Source organism: Nostoc sp. NMS7, assembly GCF_017115085.1.
In the GTDB taxonomy this organism is placed as follows: Bacteria; Cyanobacteriota; Cyanobacteriia; order Cyanobacteriales; family Nostocaceae; genus Nostoc.
Map to the genome: position 1 here is coordinate 54103 of NZ_JABXKJ010000148.1, position 15929 is coordinate 70031.

General features: G+C 42.4%; 12 protein-coding genes. 6 read left to right on the forward strand and 6 right to left on the reverse strand.

The window, feature by feature from the left end; all coding sequences use genetic code 11:
- Window positions 1-190 precede the first annotated feature (190 nt).
- Together HWQ38_RS15280 and HWQ38_RS15285 are read left to right on the forward strand one after the other, a co-directional pair.
- Window positions 191-832, forward strand: a complete 642-nt coding sequence (locus HWQ38_RS15280; protein ID WP_292794875.1) for a DUF4232 domain-containing protein — start codon at window positions 191-193, stop codon at window positions 830-832.
- A 101-nt stretch (window positions 833-933) separates the two neighbouring features.
- Complete coding sequence (locus tag HWQ38_RS15285) at window positions 934-1725, forward strand: GH25 family lysozyme (RefSeq protein WP_292794876.1); 792 nt, start codon at window positions 934-936, stop codon at window positions 1723-1725.
- Between the two features lie 241 nt (window positions 1726-1966).
- Here HWQ38_RS15285 and HWQ38_RS15290 read toward each other — a convergent pair whose 3' ends face one another.
- Both HWQ38_RS15290 and HWQ38_RS15295 read right to left on the reverse strand, forming a co-directional pair.
- Window positions 1967-2404, reverse strand: a complete 438-nt coding sequence (locus HWQ38_RS15290) for an NUDIX hydrolase (protein ID WP_292794878.1) — start codon at window positions 2402-2404, stop codon at window positions 1967-1969.
- Between the two features lie 261 nt (window positions 2405-2665).
- A complete protein-coding gene (locus HWQ38_RS15295; RefSeq protein ID WP_292794879.1) occupies window positions 2666-3622 on the reverse strand; it encodes an RsmB/NOP family class I SAM-dependent RNA methyltransferase in 957 nt (318 codons plus the stop codon).
- A gap of 157 nt (window positions 3623-3779) precedes the next feature.
- Between HWQ38_RS15295 and HWQ38_RS15300 the strand changes: the two genes are divergently transcribed.
- Together HWQ38_RS15300 and HWQ38_RS15305 are read left to right on the forward strand one after the other, a co-directional pair.
- On the forward strand, window positions 3780-5198 hold the full coding sequence (locus HWQ38_RS15300; RefSeq protein WP_292794880.1) for a DUF2157 domain-containing protein: 1419 nt from the start codon (window positions 3780-3782) through the stop codon (window positions 5196-5198).
- 140 nt (window positions 5199-5338) lie between these two features.
- Window positions 5339-6049: a GDYXXLXY domain-containing protein gene (locus HWQ38_RS15305; RefSeq protein WP_292794881.1), complete on the forward strand. Its 711-nt coding sequence runs from the start codon at window positions 5339-5341 to the stop codon at window positions 6047-6049.
- A gap of 230 nt (window positions 6050-6279) precedes the next feature.
- Here HWQ38_RS15305 and HWQ38_RS15310 read toward each other — a convergent pair whose 3' ends face one another.
- Complete coding sequence (locus HWQ38_RS15310) at window positions 6280-6687, reverse strand: universal stress protein (RefSeq protein WP_292794882.1); 408 nt, start codon at window positions 6685-6687, stop codon at window positions 6280-6282.
- 89 nt (window positions 6688-6776) lie between these two features.
- On the opposite strand from HWQ38_RS15310, the gene HWQ38_RS15315 reads away from it, so the two are divergent.
- Complete coding sequence (locus HWQ38_RS15315) at window positions 6777-7979, forward strand: phosphoglycerate kinase (protein ID WP_292794883.1); 1203 nt, start codon at window positions 6777-6779, stop codon at window positions 7977-7979.
- Window positions 7980-8227: 248 nt separating this feature from the next.
- Here the strand turns inward: HWQ38_RS15315 and HWQ38_RS15320 are convergent, their stop codons facing one another.
- The 3 genes from HWQ38_RS15320 to HWQ38_RS15330 form a co-directional block, all read right to left on the reverse strand.
- A complete protein-coding gene (locus tag HWQ38_RS15320; protein WP_292794885.1) occupies window positions 8228-9604 on the reverse strand; it encodes a calcium-binding protein in 1377 nt (458 codons plus the stop codon).
- Window positions 9605-10233: 629 nt separating this feature from the next.
- On the reverse strand, window positions 10234-12372 hold the full coding sequence (locus HWQ38_RS15325) for a serine/threonine-protein kinase (RefSeq protein WP_292794886.1): 2139 nt from the start codon (window positions 12370-12372) through the stop codon (window positions 10234-10236).
- Between the two features lie 43 nt (window positions 12373-12415).
- A complete protein-coding gene (locus HWQ38_RS15330; RefSeq protein ID WP_292794887.1) occupies window positions 12416-14104 on the reverse strand; it encodes a serine/threonine-protein kinase in 1689 nt (562 codons plus the stop codon).
- 237 nt (window positions 14105-14341) lie between these two features.
- Between HWQ38_RS15330 and HWQ38_RS15335 the strand changes: the two genes are divergently transcribed.
- Window positions 14342-15856 (forward strand): phenylacetate--CoA ligase family protein, encoded by a 1515-nt coding sequence (locus HWQ38_RS15335; protein ID WP_292794888.1) that lies wholly within the window; start codon window positions 14342-14344, stop codon window positions 15854-15856.
- Window positions 15857-15929: the final 73 nt, after the last annotated feature.

A 15929-nucleotide genomic window follows, 5' to 3' on the forward strand; every position in this document is an offset into this window, starting at 1 on the left:
AGAGCAAGCTCCTCGCTTGCGGGGAGGGGGTTGGGGGTGGGGTTCTGGTACCTCGTATTTGTATCAGGGTTTGTGTGAAATGGTATTACACCTATACTAAAGTACACAACAATGCTAACCCTTGTGAATTTGGAAACTTACACTGTATATAAAGCATCAGTGTAAGTAGCTCACTAGAGAGAAAAAAGATATGCGAATTCTAATTATGCAAAGCAGTATGTTGTTGCTCCTGACTGCGGTGACAACTGGCTGTGTCGGTTCTTCCTCTGTTACAAAACAGCCACAAGCCTTGCCAGCAAGTACTGAGCAGCCGACGAAGGAAACTGTGTTGACCTCAACACCTACACCGACTCAAAAAACTACAGAGAATTTTACCCCACAAGCCACTATTGCGACGAATCCGACGCGCTGTGAAAATAGTCAATTGTCAGTGCGCCGAGTCTCAGAAGATGCTGGTGTTGGGAATGTTGCACTTACCTACGCCTTCACCAATAATGGCTCATCCCCTTGCACCCTCAACGGTTATCCGGGATTGGCACTACTGGATGCAAAAGGTCAGCCTTTGGAAGGGATTAAAGTTATCCGCTCCAAGGATACTTACTTTTCGAGTCAACAAACTCGACAAAAAGTAACTCTAGCTCCTGGAACACAAGCCTCATTTCAGATAGCATATAACCATATTAGTTCCCCAGAGAAACACTGCCCAATCTCTAGTAAAATTGAAATCACGCCTCCTAATAGTTACCAGCACTTTACCCTTACAGAACAAGTCAAGCCTTGTACGGGCAAAGTCAGAGTAACTCCGGTGCGAGCTGTTGATACTAAACCCTAGTAAATTTCTGTAATTTACTCAAAGACCCAGAAGAAGCATAAATTAGATCAAAGCCTCTGATAAGTTCACTATTGTACTATTCACAAAGGTTAAAAAATTCTATGGAAGGAATTGATGTTGCCGATCAAGACGGCAGAGTAGATTGGACGGCAGTAAAAAACTCTGGTAAAACTTTTGCGTTTGTCAAAGCCACAGAGGGAGTTAGCATCAAAGATTCTGCTTTTGCTCATCACTGGCCGACCATGAAAGCTGCTGGTATTATTCGGGGTGCTTATCATTTCTTTCACCCACATACTTCTGACCCGGTTCAGCAAGCAAAAGAATTCTTAAAAACGCTGGGAAAATTAGAACCGGGAGATTTACCACCAGTTTTGGATGTAGAGGTAAATGACAAAGTAAATAGCCAATCTGTAATTAATGCAGCTAAACTTTGGTTAGCAGAGGTAGAAAAAGCCCTTTTACAACAAACACAAAAACCAATTAAACCAATTATTTATACCTTCCCCAGTTTCTGGACAGAACTTGGCAATCCATCTGATTTTGCTAGTTATCCGTTATGGATTGCCCACTACGGAACTAAGAACCCAAGTATTCCTAGTGCTTGGCAGGGGCAATACCTAATCCATCAATATGAAGGTGATATATCTGGTGTACCAGGTGTTAGTGGTCGAGCCGATTTGAATCGATTTAATGGATTTCAGGTAGGAGATTCTGGGCTAAAAGTCAAACAATTACAACAGCAATTAACAAAGATTGGATTATATACTAATGCCATTGATGGGCATTTCTCTGAGTCAGTTAAGGATGCAATTGTTAGTTTCCAAACATCAAAGGGATTGCAAGCTGATGGAATTATCGGTATAAAAACTTGGGTAGCTTTACTATGGATTTAAGTAAGGAAGGTAGATTAAATAAAATGCAAAACTTCATCCTGTCTCTAGCTTTCCTCTCCTTTATAAGGAGAGAGATTGAGGGTGAGGTAAACCAGGGACATAAATTGTATGTTCTTTAATTCTAATTCCTGAGTGGGTGTGAATAATTAAAGGTTTGTAGTAAGCGGCTCCAGCGCTTACTACAAACCTTTAGTTAATTTTACATTGCGTAACATAGTTTGATTTAATCTTGCCCACTTAGTTAACATCGAAATGCACAAAAGTGAGATTTGACCTCGAAAAAACCTTTAAGAATTCGTTTGAGTGAATTAAACTTAACCCGCCTGATAGCTTTAGGCACTTCTACCCACTGCCGTTTTCTTTTACTTGCTTCTGGATAATCTTCACTCAGCATCTCCACTGGTAACAAATACATCTTGACACAGTAACTTTTGCCTCGTTTGCGGTACTTGTAAGTGCCGAGTGCATTCGCGTCTACCTGCCCAATCACCCCTGCTTCTTCCCACGCTTCTTTGGCTGCTGAATCAGGCGAACTCATGCCATTAGGAATATGTCCTTTGGGAATTACCCAATGTTGAAAGTTACGAGTCGTGATTAGCAAGATTTCAATTTTGCCATTGTTCACTCTATAAGGAATCACCCCAGACTGTTTAAACACTTTGCTGACTTTTCGACTCATGTAATTTGCATCCTCTACAGTGTAGCTTTTTTGTATAATGTTTACTTCCGTAAGTCTAGAGCTGATACTGGATAAATATTGGTTAATTTTAGGTTATGAAAAAGTTAAAAAATTATTTTTAACTATAAGAGTTAATTATTCAAGTTTTTGATCAGGACTTACGCAAACAATAACTGAAACCCTGATTTTTAGGTAGGGGCAATTCATGAATTGCCCCTACGTGAATAAAGCGCAGCCTCACATAGAATTGGTATAACTTGACTATTTGAGATTTTGGTAGATATACAGCGAAGATATTATATTTAAATCTACTTCTTTACGCTCATCCTCATTAGTATTTTTAAACAGGATTGTAAACGCACCTGCACCTAACCTATCTTGAGGAAACATCCGATAACAAGGCATTGTAGTTAAATGCGACTGATATTTGGCTAAATTAGGAATTTCTATTGGCTGAAACTGGGGAAAGCGTTCTAAAAACCATTCACAAACTTGCTCATTTTCTTCGGGTGAATATGTGCAAGTCATATAAGCAAGATAGCCTTGTGGTGAAACAATTTTAGCAGAGTTAGCTATAATGCGCTTTTGCCGATTTGCACTCTTATTAATAGCTGTTGGGTGAAAACATCCGGGTGCTTTTTCACCTTTAGCAAGTAAAGATTGTCCAGTACAAGGAGCATCTACTATTACTAGATTGCTAGAGCCGGGAAACATTTGGGCAAATATACTCGAATCTCGATTAACTACTGCATTAGGGCTAATCTGGCAACGCTTCAAATTAGAAATTAGCATTCCCAGACGTTTGCCAATGACTTCATTACTGATCAGTAAGTCTGGTTGTAAAGCTTTCCAAGCAAAGATACTTTTACCTCCTGGTGCGGCACACATATCAAAAACTAAAGGCACTGACTGAGGAATAGCTAACAAAGTAGTAGCCGCAAACACCGAAGAAAAATCTAAACAATAGAAATATCCTTTTTGATGCAAGGGATGCTGACCGGGTTTTTCTCCTAGATATAAGCGGTCTATAAATTGTGGTTGCCAATATGTTGGTCTTTCCAGTGCCAAAGGCGAAATATCTGGCTTTTCTTGACACCAAAGAATACTGGGTGAAAAAGGCTGAGGATTGATTAAAGCCTCAATAAATTTTTCTTGTTCATCTAGATTAGTGAACAACCGCCGCGAGACTTTAAGTAATAAATTAGAAGGTTTTTCCATGTTAATTACGAATTACGAATTAGTAACTTGTATCAGAATCAAAATAAAACTGTTACAGAAGAACAATGTAATTAAGGCTTTTGGCTTCATACTCAAAATATAATGACCGCCATTGGGATCGCAATGGCCAAGCTACCCCACTGCACCGGAGAAGGTCATGAACTTAGATAATTTTCCGCAAAAATTACGCAAAGAAGCACACCTATGGAGGGATGAAGGATTAATTAGTTCTTCGCAGTATGAGCAAATAGCAGAACGTTATCAATTTAAAAACCTGGAAGCTGCTGCACGCGATCGCAATAAAGCGATCGCGATTGGTATCGGCGGCATACTTTTATGCTTAGGCATAATTACCTTTGTAGCCGGAAACTGGCAGGGAGGGTCACGAGAAATCAAATTTATTCTGCTGATAAGTTTATTTTTTGCGATCGCCATCACTGGTTTTTACACCTGGAGGCCACCTGAAGGAAAGAAACCAGAACGAAGCAAACGCTTACTGGGAGAAGGATTACTAATTTTAAGCGCCTTCATTTTCGGTGCAAATTTACTGCTGATAGCCCAGATGTTCAATATTGCCGGTTCAACTTCCCAATTGTTTCTCGTCTGGGGGTTCGGTGTTGTGGTGATGGCCTTCAGTTTGTGCTTAAATTCTTTAGGAATTCTGTCAATTGTTCTCGTGGAAATCGGGTACTGGACTGGATTAGAAGACTTGTGGTACGCTTCAGGTGAGTTAACTTGGTCGCGGTTCGTGGTGCAGCATCTACCTTTGTTGGCATGGCTGGTGTTTGTACCCTTAGCTTACTTGTGTCGATCGCGTTGGATTTTTGGTCTAGCAGCCTTTGTTTTTGCTAGTTCCTTACAAGCTAACCTTAATCCCCTACCACTGCTGAATTATGCTGATATAGCGCCTTGGGTGGCATCTTTTGCTTTTGCACTCCCACCTGCATTATTCTGGAGTTATGATGATCTGCTGTTTCCAACCATAAATTACAGGTTGTTTCAATCCCTGGCTCGGAATTTAGCGTTGGTAAGCTTCGGCATTGTCTTTTACATTCTGTCTTTTCGTTGGGTTTGGGAATCTCCAAATTATGGTTATAATCAGCCAACGAATATCACAAACTTGTTCGGGTCTCTGCCAATCATCGATTTGGGAATTCTCAGCGGCTTGGCGGTATTGCAATGGTTGTTTCTACTCCGCCAAAGAAATAACCCACCGCGTCGGGAAGTGATTTTCACGACTGCTATCATTAGTACCTTTCTTGTCTTTATTATCCTACTACCTTTTTGGCATCAAACTATCAGCCGGATTGATGAACTTGGTGTTTTTATTTTCAATGTACTTCTAGCAACATTAGCCTGGGGACTAATTCAAGAAGGATTGAAATTAAGCAACAGAAGTTCCTTTTGGGGCGGTATGCTGTTATTAACACTGCAAATTATCAGTCGCGTGCAAGAGTACGATACGGACTTACTTTTCAAGTCGCTGGTGTTTGTCTTGTGTGGTTCTGCTTTAATTAGCGCTGGACTCTGGTTTGAACGCCGCCTACCTGGTGGTAGCTCTACAAGTAAAAAGTAGGGCAAAATCGGAAGTCAGAATTCAGAAATCTGTCGATGATCATAATCTCTGTGCGTCAAAATTTTTAAAGTTTCTCTGCGTTAGTCCTAATCTCATTACTTTTGGCCTCTTCAAGACCTCTGCTTTTTAGGACTACGCTCATGACTAATAGTTCTTCTGAATCTAAAAATAAACCCTTGTCTCCCGAAGCCGAATTTTCCAATAAGGTGACTTTTCGGGATTACTTAATTGCGACTGAACAAAAATCGAATAAACCCTTACCTTTTTGGCGGTTAATAGTTCCTCTGGCGGTGCAAACAGGGCTAATTATGGCAGTACCAGCCCAAGCGGTTTATACAGATGTGGCAGGCAAAACGGTGATTTTGCAAACCGTACCTGTAAACCCTAACGATGTACTAAATGGTAACACCTTAGCGTTAGATTACAACATATCTCGTACTGCAAATTTGAGCAGACTACCTGGTTGGCAAACGTTAGTCAGCAAAGGTCGTGGAAGTGGCAGAAGATTGCCTGAAGGAACCAACATCTACGTGATTTTGCAAGAGCAACTATCCTTTAGTCGCGGTGTTCCTAGAGCTTGGAGACCGTTGCGAGTAAGTAGCGATCGCCCTACAACTCTTAGAGCTAACCAAGTCGGCTTAAAAGGTGTTTATCAGAATGGTTCTGTTAACTACGGCTTAGAAACATATTACATCAAAGAAAACCAACGGCGGCAGATTACCAACGACTTGCAAGCCCAACGCGCCCGCAGAGGACAGCTACCACCGATTGTAGTGAAGGCGAAAGTAGATCCACAGGGTAAGGCGGTGCCAGTTAGTATGTGGGTGCGCGATCGCAACTATCGCTTTTAGACCGTTAGACATAGGAGTGAAAATGACGTAGGCACAATTGAAGAATTCTGCCTACCAAGGATTTCCGGCAACGCATAGTTAATTTCAGCAAATGTCTAATCGAATTCTTGGCTAGACAAACGAGAGCTACATCTCCGGGCTAATGGAAAATCAAACTTTTTTAACCCGCTCCGAACTTCGGAGCGGGTTTTGTTTGTGTAGATGCGGTTTCTAACCGCCGATTTAACCTGCTAAGGCACAATCAGCACTGGGCAGGGGGAAAGGTTAATCACGCGAGTAGTCACACTATCATCCGCTCCTTCTTCAGTCAAGCCTAGCCCCCGACAACCCATAATAATTAAATCAGCCCCGATTTCATCAGCGACATCGCAGATAGTAAAAGCTGGTTTACCTTGCCTTTCCAGGATTTCGGATTGAATTCCTTGCCCAGAAAATAAAGATTGAGCATTTTCCAGCAGTTTGGCAACTACCTGTGGTGACACCATCGGATCTGCACTAGGCGCGTCTTTTGGTGGTTCTTCTACCACAGATAGCAGCACCAAGCGACTGGCATACTTTTTGACTACGTTGGTAACTACGTCAGCAGCTTCCCGCGTTTCCCGGCTTTGATCAATAGGAAATAGTACTGTCTTAAACATTTCTGTCACCTGGGCACCCCTGACTCCGGTAAAATCTGGATGGTTCTACTTTCAAAACAATAACAAAAAGGTAATCAGGAGAGTTTGGTGTGTCCAAAAAAAGTTTAGCAAGTTTATCTTCGGCTGATATCTCTGGGAAACGTGCCTTAGTGCGGGTTGACTTTAATGTGCCTGTGGATGATCAAGGCAACATTACCGACGATACTCGCATTCGCGCCGCTCTACCAACCATTAAAGATTTGACGCAGAAGGGTGCTAAGGTCATTCTCGCCAGCCATTTTGGACGTCCCAAGGGTGTGGATGACAAATTACGCCTAACTCCGGTTGCCAAGCGTCTCTCGGAGTTACTGGGGCAAGAAGTGATTAAAACTGATGACTCTATTGGCGATGAAGTTGCAGCTAAAGTTGGCGCGTTGCAAAATGGACAAGTCCTGTTACTAGAAAATGTCCGCTTTTACAAAGAAGAAGAGAAAAACGATCCAGAATTTGCGAAAAAATTGGCAGCTAATGCTGATTTTTATGTAAATGATGCTTTTGGTACTGCACACCGCGCCCATGCTTCAACTGAAGGTGTGACTAAATTCCTCAGTCCTTCTGTGGCTGGATATTTGGTTGAGAAAGAATTGCAATATCTGCAAAACGCTATTGAAAATCCCCAACGTCCTTTGGCAGCAATTATCGGCGGTTCCAAAGTTTCCAGTAAAATTGGCGTGATTGAAACGTTACTGGAGAAGTGCGATAAGCTGATTATCGGCGGTGGAATGATTTTCACCTTCTACAAAGCCCGTGGTTTGAATGTCGGTAAGTCATTGGTAGAAGAAGACAAGCTAGAATTGGCGAAGTCTTTGGAAGCTAAGGCTAAAGAACGGGGTGTTGCTTTATTGCTTCCTACAGATGTGGTAGTAGCAGATAACTTTGCCCCAGATGCGAATTCTCAAACCGTTAGCATTGAGAATATCCCAGATGGTTGGATGGGTTTGGATATTGGCCCAGACTCAGTAAAAGTTTTTCAAGATGCCCTTGCAGATACCAAAACGGTAATTTGGAACGGCCCAATGGGTGTGTTTGAGTTTGATAAGTTTGCAGTAGGTACAGAAGCGATCGCTCATACCCTCGCCGAAATTAGCAAAACTGGCACAACCACCATTATCGGCGGCGGCGACTCAGTAGCGGCTGTGGAAAAGGTTGGTTTAGCTGACCAAATGAGCCACATCTCCACCGGCGGCGGCGCTAGCTTGGAGTTACTTGAAGGCAAAGTATTGCCTGGAATTGCGGCTTTAGATGATGCTTAATAGCCATCTTTAGAATTATGTATAGACGTTACGTGTAACGTCTCTACATTAAATAGGGGAAGAACTGTGTTTCATTGGTTTTAGAATCAATGTCGTATGGTTCTAGAATCAGTCACGGATGGCTAGAAACCCACGCTTACCAGCAAGCGGCCAGAGCCAAAAGAGCAAGGCAGAGGGCTTGTCTATGGCGTTGTCTGGCACTACGTCGAGGGTCTGGCAAGTTGACAAAGGCTTTTATAATAGCTATTTCACAGAAAAGTGAAGTTGTTACTATCAAGTGTGAGATCCACTACCCCCACCACAACACCGATGATCTCATTTTGCTCTGCTCCCAGTTTATCTAAGAATATTCGTGTGTTGCTTCCAACAACTTGTAGGAGATAATCCTGTGAAGATCCTTTAAGTTGAATTACATCTTGGCTAGAGTCGAAGTCATTAATAATAGCCAAGTCCCCAAAACCAAAATTCGTACTGTTGTTATCGTCGTAGAAAACATTTTCAGCGTCCCCCAGCACAAATGTATCTGCCCCAGCCCCGCCAGTCAAATTATCAGTTTCCCCTAATCCAGGTGGAAACGGACTACCAGGAAAAACACCGATGAGGATGTCGTCTCCAGCCCCGCCATTGAGTACGTCATTGCCCGGTCCACCTTGTAGGCTATCATTGCCGTCCTCACCATTGAGAATATCATCGCCGAAATTACCGTCGAGCGTGTCATTGCCGGCTCTGGCATTCAGAGTGTTGTTAGCAGTATTAGCAAACAGGAAGTTGTCAAGACTGTTACCTATGCCGTAGATGTTGCTAGTTCCCGTCAGCCTCAGATTCTCTAGATTGACACCCAGCACGTAGGGGATAGAAGACCGGACGATATCTGTACCTGAATTAGCCGCCTCCGTAATCGTGTCAGCAGCACCGTCAACAATGTAAGTGTCGTCGCCTGCTCCCCCATTCAAACTGTCACGACCTAAGCCCCCATCAAGTGTGTCATTGCCTTTATTACCAGATAATTGGTTATTTTGGTTGTCGCCAACAATGATGTCATTTGCATTTGTACCGATAATATTATCAAAGTTGACCGCAGTAAATGACAATGTTCCCAAACCAGGAATGTTATTGGCAGCCAAACTTTGGGTTTGCAGATTAACGGTGATAAATACCCCAGGCGAAGATTGGGATGCATCTATGGTGTTGTTGGCAACATTAGCATTAGCAATAATCTTTTCTATTTTAAAGAGTTGGTCTTGCCCCAATTTCCCAGCTTTTTGAATGGTTCCTACACCTGACAAGGTAATGGCTTGACCTAGTTGACTGTAGTCTGCGGTATTAATCCCATCTCCACCATCAATGCCGTCGTTACCCTGACTGCCTTTGAAGGTGTCACTGCCTGCACCACCTACTAGAATGTCGTTTCCTGTGCCCCCATCAAGTGTGTCATTGCCATCTCCACCGCTTAGACTGTCGTTCGCCGTCCCACCTGCAAGGGAATCATTACCAGCCAAACCATTCAAGGTATCGTTACCGGAAATAGTATTGGCATTACCACCACTAGCCCAACCAACTATTGTGTCATTTCCGAAAGTCCCATTTCTCGTATCAAAACCTGTAGTGCCGAAAATAAATGCCATATTATCTCTGGTGAATTTCTCACTAATACGTAAATTGAGTCTCGGTCAAAGAACTATTTATCAGTTCAATCGATATTACTTGCCTTTTGCATAATCAAAGGCAAGAAAACATTAATTATTTGGTTAGGAACTTCTAAAGAAAAAAATATCCAACTATTTATTGTGGGCTGACCTGAAAAGCCCGCCGTTGGTTGCGGGTGAGCAAGACGCCTACTCTACAAAATTAGATAATTTATTTCATGAAAATCCCTTAATTAATTACCGGAATGGTAAGTAATTATGTCAAATATCGGGGTTCTTTTTCCGATTGTTTTTGAATTTATCTGTAATTATTTAATTATCCTGAAGTACAAGGTTACATCAACTACTTTATCAAATCTTTAATATATTTTTAATCAAATCTTTAATATGTCAATCAATGCGATTGATAATACATTCGATTATTATCTGTGTAAAGTTTAATTAAGTACTTTTGAAAACTACTGATTTGTTTGATGAACATTATTAGAGGGGATCAATAAGTGCCTAAAATCACAGCCAATCACTTTTAAAATAACCTCTTAAGCTTTAGATAAATTTTATCGAGATTAGATCCAGGTAGAGACACTCCAAACGTAGAGGATAACTCTCTACTGGGGCGTTGTCTCCTGCGTCGGTGTGGGTGTTGGAGTAGCGGTTTCAGTGGGAGTTGGTATCAGAGTTGGCGTGGGTGTTGGTGTAGGAATTTGCGTAGGAGTGGGCGTTGGTGTAGGCAATGGGGGACGGGTGGGATTTTCCACTGTCATGCTGAGTTGATAATCTAGTGGTTTCGATGCTGTGGAAACTACGACAAACTCGTAAAATCCCTTTTCTGGTAATTTAGTTGACAAAGTACGCTGGGTAGAATCTTGCAAAAGTTTGATTTTGCCAGAGGGTGAATAGACTGATAACAAAACTTGGGAATTTGCTTCTAGCTTCAATTCCAAAGATTGCTCTTTGGCAAGTTCAGCAATGAACACTTTACCACCACCAGGTTGAAGAGTACCACTGACTGTTTTGCCGGTAGCGCCCGGATCAAATACAAGTTTCTCGAAAGCGCTACCGTCGAGGATAGCACTTAGCCGATCGCTAACAAAACCATACCAAACTTGTCCGATGGTTCCAGACCGAAAATCTTTACCACGCCGATCGGGAAATACACTTAAGAAAGCAGCGTCTCCCAAATCAGACAAAGAACGACTACCGACGTTGATTTTGTTGACTTGTAGTTTCCAGCGATCGCGTTCAGCAGTTGTGTAAGTTCCCAATCTTTGACGTGTATTTGCACTCAGTGGCGCTAGCTTTTCGAGCAATTCTCTTGCTGTTTGATCCCATTCTGCCCGCAAACTCTCATCTTGGGTACCGTTGCTGAGAGTGCGTCCCCGTAAACTGGGATTTCTGTCCCAAAAAACTTGATTTACCAAGTTGATGTAGAATTTCTCATCAATGCCCAATTGTTGACGGCGATCGCTTAATCTTTCTTTACGTTCCCGTTCTGCTGGTGAATATTGCGCTAAGGGATCGGTTGGTTGTTCACTGGTTGGAATTGGGCTGGCTGTAGGAGTAGGTTTGATTTGGGCGAGATCACGGCGGCTATTCACTCCCCACCAAATTAATCCAACAGTACCAAATACTAATAGTGCCACTAGGAAGGTTTTTGTTGGTGTCCACCAGCTTGTGGGCTGAGGGGATGGGCGAGATGTAGCTTTAGGTTCCCGCAGGCTGGGGGATGGAGGAGGTGGAGAGATGGCAACGGTGGCGGATGTGGGTTGTGGTGGGGAATAGTTAACTGAGGGCGGGTTGATGGCTTGGAGTACTTGACGGGCTGATTGATAGCGATCGCTTGGTCTGACAGATAACATTTTATCTAATACCTGTGCCAAAGTTTGACTGAGGCTAACTTCCCGCCGCCACTGCCAACTAAGAGTGTAGTTATCAATTAATTCTTGGGGTTGTTTTCCTGTCAGTAAAACCAGCATTGTTGCGGCCATTGCATACAAGTCGCTATGGGGAGATACTAACCCAGTTTGCATCTGTTCTGGGGGAGCAAATCCGACTTTACCCAATAGGGTTGGTGATGGAGAAGATGCAACTATGCCGGGTTGATAATATTGGGAAGCTACGGTTGCTACTACTTGTTTGACACCGCCAAAATCAATTAACATCGGCAGTTGATCAACAGTGCGAAGCATTAAGTTATCTGGAGAAATATCTCGATGAATTACGCCTAGTGAGTGAATGTATTCCAATACTGGCAAAATTTGTTGCAACAATTGGCGTATTTCTACTTCTGTAAAGCGCAAACCCTGTTTTATCCGGGCATCTAACAAAGAATTGTAAGTTTCCCCTTCGACATAATCTTGCACCAAAAACAGATATTCTTTGCCCCCTAAGTTCAGCCGAAGTAGTTCCCGAAAGCGAGGAATTTGGGGATGTTGCAGTTTATAAAGAACACTCGCTTCTCTCTCAAACAGTTCTTCAGCTTTTTGGATCACGTAAGCGGTTTGAACTTGGGGGGAAAATTCCTTTAAAACACAAAGTTCGCGGAAACGGTTGATATCTTCAGCTAAATAAGTGCGTCCAAAGCCACCTTGACCAATTTGACGCAAAATCACATAGCGATCGCCTAAAGTTAGTCCCGGTTGGATACTATAACTCATGGGCGTATCCAACAACTTTTCACCACACTGGAGACAAAAGCGGCTACCTGGGGAATTTTCATGTCCTTGAGAACAATAGATTTTAGTCATTAGTCATTAGTTATTAGTCATTAGTGACTCTTCCCCAGTCCCCTTACTTGCCAGATTCTAGTTTACTGACTTGATCAGCTGCGATCGCATACCAAATTTGACCAAAAGTCTGTTGATTAAGTTTCCCACGCTGCTGATCAGGAAACAATCGATCAAATTTTTCATTTGTATCTTTGTTCAGTTGATCAATTGTATAGTTCCCAAACTGCCCCGATCGCGCTTGTCGTCTCCATGTTTCGTAATTTTGTGCAGTATAGTTCCCCAATTTCCGACGAGCTGCTGGACTGAGGTTAGCCTGTTCTAGTTTATTCAACAAATCGTCAGCGATACCAGACCATTCATCTCGTAAACCAACGTCTTCAGGTTTAGATGTCAAGCTACGTCCCTTTAATTCTGGTTTTTTCGTATAAAATAAATTATCTACAAAGGTAATAAAAAATCCTTCAGTAATTTCTAGCTGTTGGCGACGACTGTTAATTTGTTGGAGGTCGCCATTTTTTCCTTTGTCGCTGACTGGTTTAGCGATCGGATTTGGGAACTGGGGAATTTGCGGTAATGAAATTGATGGTATGGTGATTGAAGTTACAGTCCGAATGACTGCATTTCCTGCCGCTAAAGTTAATCCAATTAAAGCTGTTCCCCCTAAACTGATCACAAAAGGGCGAATCCAAACAGGCCAAGATATCGGTTTAGCGATTGCTTGCGTTTGGCTCTGAAATCTACTCAGAATAGCACTAGCGCGTTGTCTTCCTGGAGCAACTACCATCGTTTTAATCTTGGTAGTAATATAATTATCTGGGGATTTAGTAGCAATTGGCGATGGTAAATCTTTGAGAATTTGCTCGGCTCGTTGGTAGCGATCGCTCGGTTTATAAGCCAGCATCTTTTTTAACACCGCTTCCAGTTGCGGACTAACTTTAATTTCCTTTCCCCATCCCCAAATTCCCTGATAGCTGTCGTATAATTTTTGCGGTTCTTTACCCGTGAGCAACACCAGGGATGTCACCGCCAAAGAATATAAATCACTACTTAAAAATACTTTACCCTGCCGTAGCTGTTCCTCTGGAGCGTAGCCTTTTTTACCCAGCAAAGTGTTATTTTCAACCAACTTTGTGCGCCAAAAACCTTGAGAAGCTGGCAATTGCTTGACACCACCAAAATCAATCAGCACTGGTAGATGATCAGAACGCCGCCAAATCAAATTATCAGGAGTGATATCGCGATGAACTACATCTAGTGAGTGGATATAGGATAACACGGGTAAAATTTGTTGGAGTAGTATGATTACTTCCTCTTCACTAAAAGTTTTTCCCTGACTTTCACGCTGTTCTAATAATTGGTAATAATTATCACCATCCACATAATCTTGCACGAGAAAGAAAAAATCTTTAGTGCCTATCTTCACTTGTAGCGTAGCGTGAAAACGCGGAATTTGCGGATGTTGGAGTTTTTTCAGAACATTTGCTTCTCGTTCAAATAACTCTTTAGCTTTTTGTAAATCTTGCTGTTCTTGTACTTGGGGTGCAAATTCCTTCAGCACACAGGTTTGATCGGATTTATTTCTATCTTCCGCCAAATAGGTGCGACCAAAGCCGCCCTGTCCTAGATGACGGATAATTTGATAGCGATTATCCACAATTTCCCCCACAGCAAGAGGTAATGGTTCACCACAATGGGTACAAAAGCGGCTACTACCATTATTTGTATGTTGTTTACTGCAATAGAGCTGCATAGTGCCCAAGGATAAATTAAGGTTTTATTGACTAACTACAACGCGCATACCCTCATTTTCGGATATCCTACGAATTACAAACTTGTACTGAGCGACTTGCCTTGAGCGAAGTCGAAAGGAGCCGAAGTGTTACAAACTTGTACTGAGCGACTTGCCTTGAGCGAAGTCGAGAGGAGCCGAAGTACTACGAATTATTTTAACGGTGTTGGTTCTACTTCAGGATAAATAACAAGCGTCATGAACTGCAAACCACGACAGCAGCAAGTAATTAAAGCATTTGAAGATTTTTTGTCTACCCCCCTAGAAACGCTACTGCAACGGCATCTCAACACTCAAACTTCGGCAGCTTTGAGTTTATTTCACGATGTGGCGGCTAATGTACCAGCTTACAAGGCGTTTTTAGCAGAAAGGGAAATTAATCCTGCGACTATTCAAAGCTTAGAGGAGTTTCAAAAACTACCAGCGATGTCTAAACAAAATTATATCCTGCGTTATCCCTTAGCTGACTTGTGCCGCAACGGACAACTCCAAGGGTGTGATATGATAGCTGCTTCTTCAGGTTCCAGTGGGAAACCGACATTTTGGCCTCGTTTTTTCACAGATGAACTCCAAATCGCCACACGCTTTGAACAGATTTTTCACGATAGTTTCTATTCAGATACCAGACGTACCCTCGCAGTCATTTGTTTCACTTTGGGCACTTGGGTAGGTGGAATGTTTACCACCAATTGCTGTCGTTATCTTGCTAGCAAAGGTTATCCCATCACTGTAATTACTCCTGGTAACAACAAAGAAGAAATATTGCGAGTTATTCAGGAATTAGGTTCAACATTTGAGCAAGTGGTGTTATTGGGATACCCGCCATTCTTAAAAGATGTGATTGATACTGGTATCGCCCGTGGAGTGGAGTGGCAGCAATATCAGATTAAATTAGTGATGGCGGGAGAAGTATTTAGTGAAGAATGGCGGAGTTTAGTTGGGGAACGAGTTGGTTCACAAAATCCTTGCTATGATTTTGCATCACTTTATGGTACTGCGGATGCAGGAGTTTTGGGCAATGAAACACCGTTAAGTATCTGCATTCGCCGTTTTTTGGCAAAAAATCCCGATGCAGCTAGAGCTTTATTTGGAGAATCGCGTTTACCCACGTTGGTACAATATGATCCTTGCAGTCGCTTTTTTGAAGTTGAAGATGGCGGATTGCTGTTTTCGGGAGATAACGGTATTCCCTTAGTGCGTTATGACATCTTGGATACTGGCGGGATAATTAGTTATGATGCCATGCTGCAATTTTTAGCTGAATGGGGATTTAACCCGCTTGAAAATCTCCGTTCTAATACTCAACAATCACCTAGAGGTATTCATCAGCTACCTTTCGTTTATGTCTTCGGTCGTTCTAACTTTACAGTTTCCTACTTTGGTGCAAATATCTATCCAGAAAATGTGACGGTGGGATTAGAACAACCAGGAATTCAAGAATGGGTGACGGGTAAATTTGTGTTGCAGGTGAAGGAAGATGCAGATAAGAATCGATTTTTATCTGTGGTTGTGGAGTTAGCACCAGGGGTGGAGGGTAGTGAAGCTCAAAGACAAGCGATCGCATCTTCTATTCTTTCACAACTGCTACGCCTAAATAGCGAGTTTGCAAATTATGTTCCCGCAGAATATCAAACACCACAAGTTACATTAGCCCCAATGGGTGATTTTGAATATTTCCCCATTGGGGTGAAACATCGTTATACCCGTCAATAGGCATTCCCATTCTGTTCATAATATCTGTTTTATTAGGTGCGATCGCCTCTGCCACAGTTTCCCCTAAGATAAC

Excerpts from the sequence above, each read along its gene's own strand:
- HWQ38_RS15280 (WP_292794875.1), top strand. The coding sequence starts at position 191 with ATGCGAATTCTAATTATGCAAAGCAGTATGTTGTTGCTCCTGACTGCG.
- HWQ38_RS15285 (WP_292794876.1), top strand. The coding sequence starts at position 934 with ATGGAAGGAATTGATGTTGCCGATCAAGACGGCAGAGTAGATTGGACG.
- HWQ38_RS15290 (WP_292794878.1), bottom strand. The coding sequence starts at position 2,404 with ATGAGTCGAAAAGTCAGCAAAGTGTTTAAACAGTCTGGGGTGATTCCT.
- HWQ38_RS15295 (WP_292794879.1), bottom strand. The coding sequence starts at position 3,622 with ATGGAAAAACCTTCTAATTTATTACTTAAAGTCTCGCGGCGGTTGTTC.
- HWQ38_RS15300 (WP_292794880.1), top strand. The coding sequence starts at position 3,780 with ATGAACTTAGATAATTTTCCGCAAAAATTACGCAAAGAAGCACACCTA.
- HWQ38_RS15305 (WP_292794881.1), top strand. The coding sequence starts at position 5,339 with ATGACTAATAGTTCTTCTGAATCTAAAAATAAACCCTTGTCTCCCGAA.
- HWQ38_RS15310 (WP_292794882.1), bottom strand. The coding sequence starts at position 6,687 with ATGTTTAAGACAGTACTATTTCCTATTGATCAAAGCCGGGAAACGCGG.
- HWQ38_RS15320 (WP_292794885.1), bottom strand. The coding sequence starts at position 9,604 with ATGGCATTTATTTTCGGCACTACAGGTTTTGATACGAGAAATGGGACT.
- HWQ38_RS15325 (WP_292794886.1), bottom strand. The coding sequence starts at position 12,372 with ATGACTAAAATCTATTGTTCTCAAGGACATGAAAATTCCCCAGGTAGC.
- HWQ38_RS15330 (WP_292794887.1), bottom strand. The coding sequence starts at position 14,104 with ATGCAGCTCTATTGCAGTAAACAACATACAAATAATGGTAGTAGCCGC.
- HWQ38_RS15335 (WP_292794888.1), top strand. The coding sequence starts at position 14,342 with ATGAACTGCAAACCACGACAGCAGCAAGTAATTAAAGCATTTGAAGAT.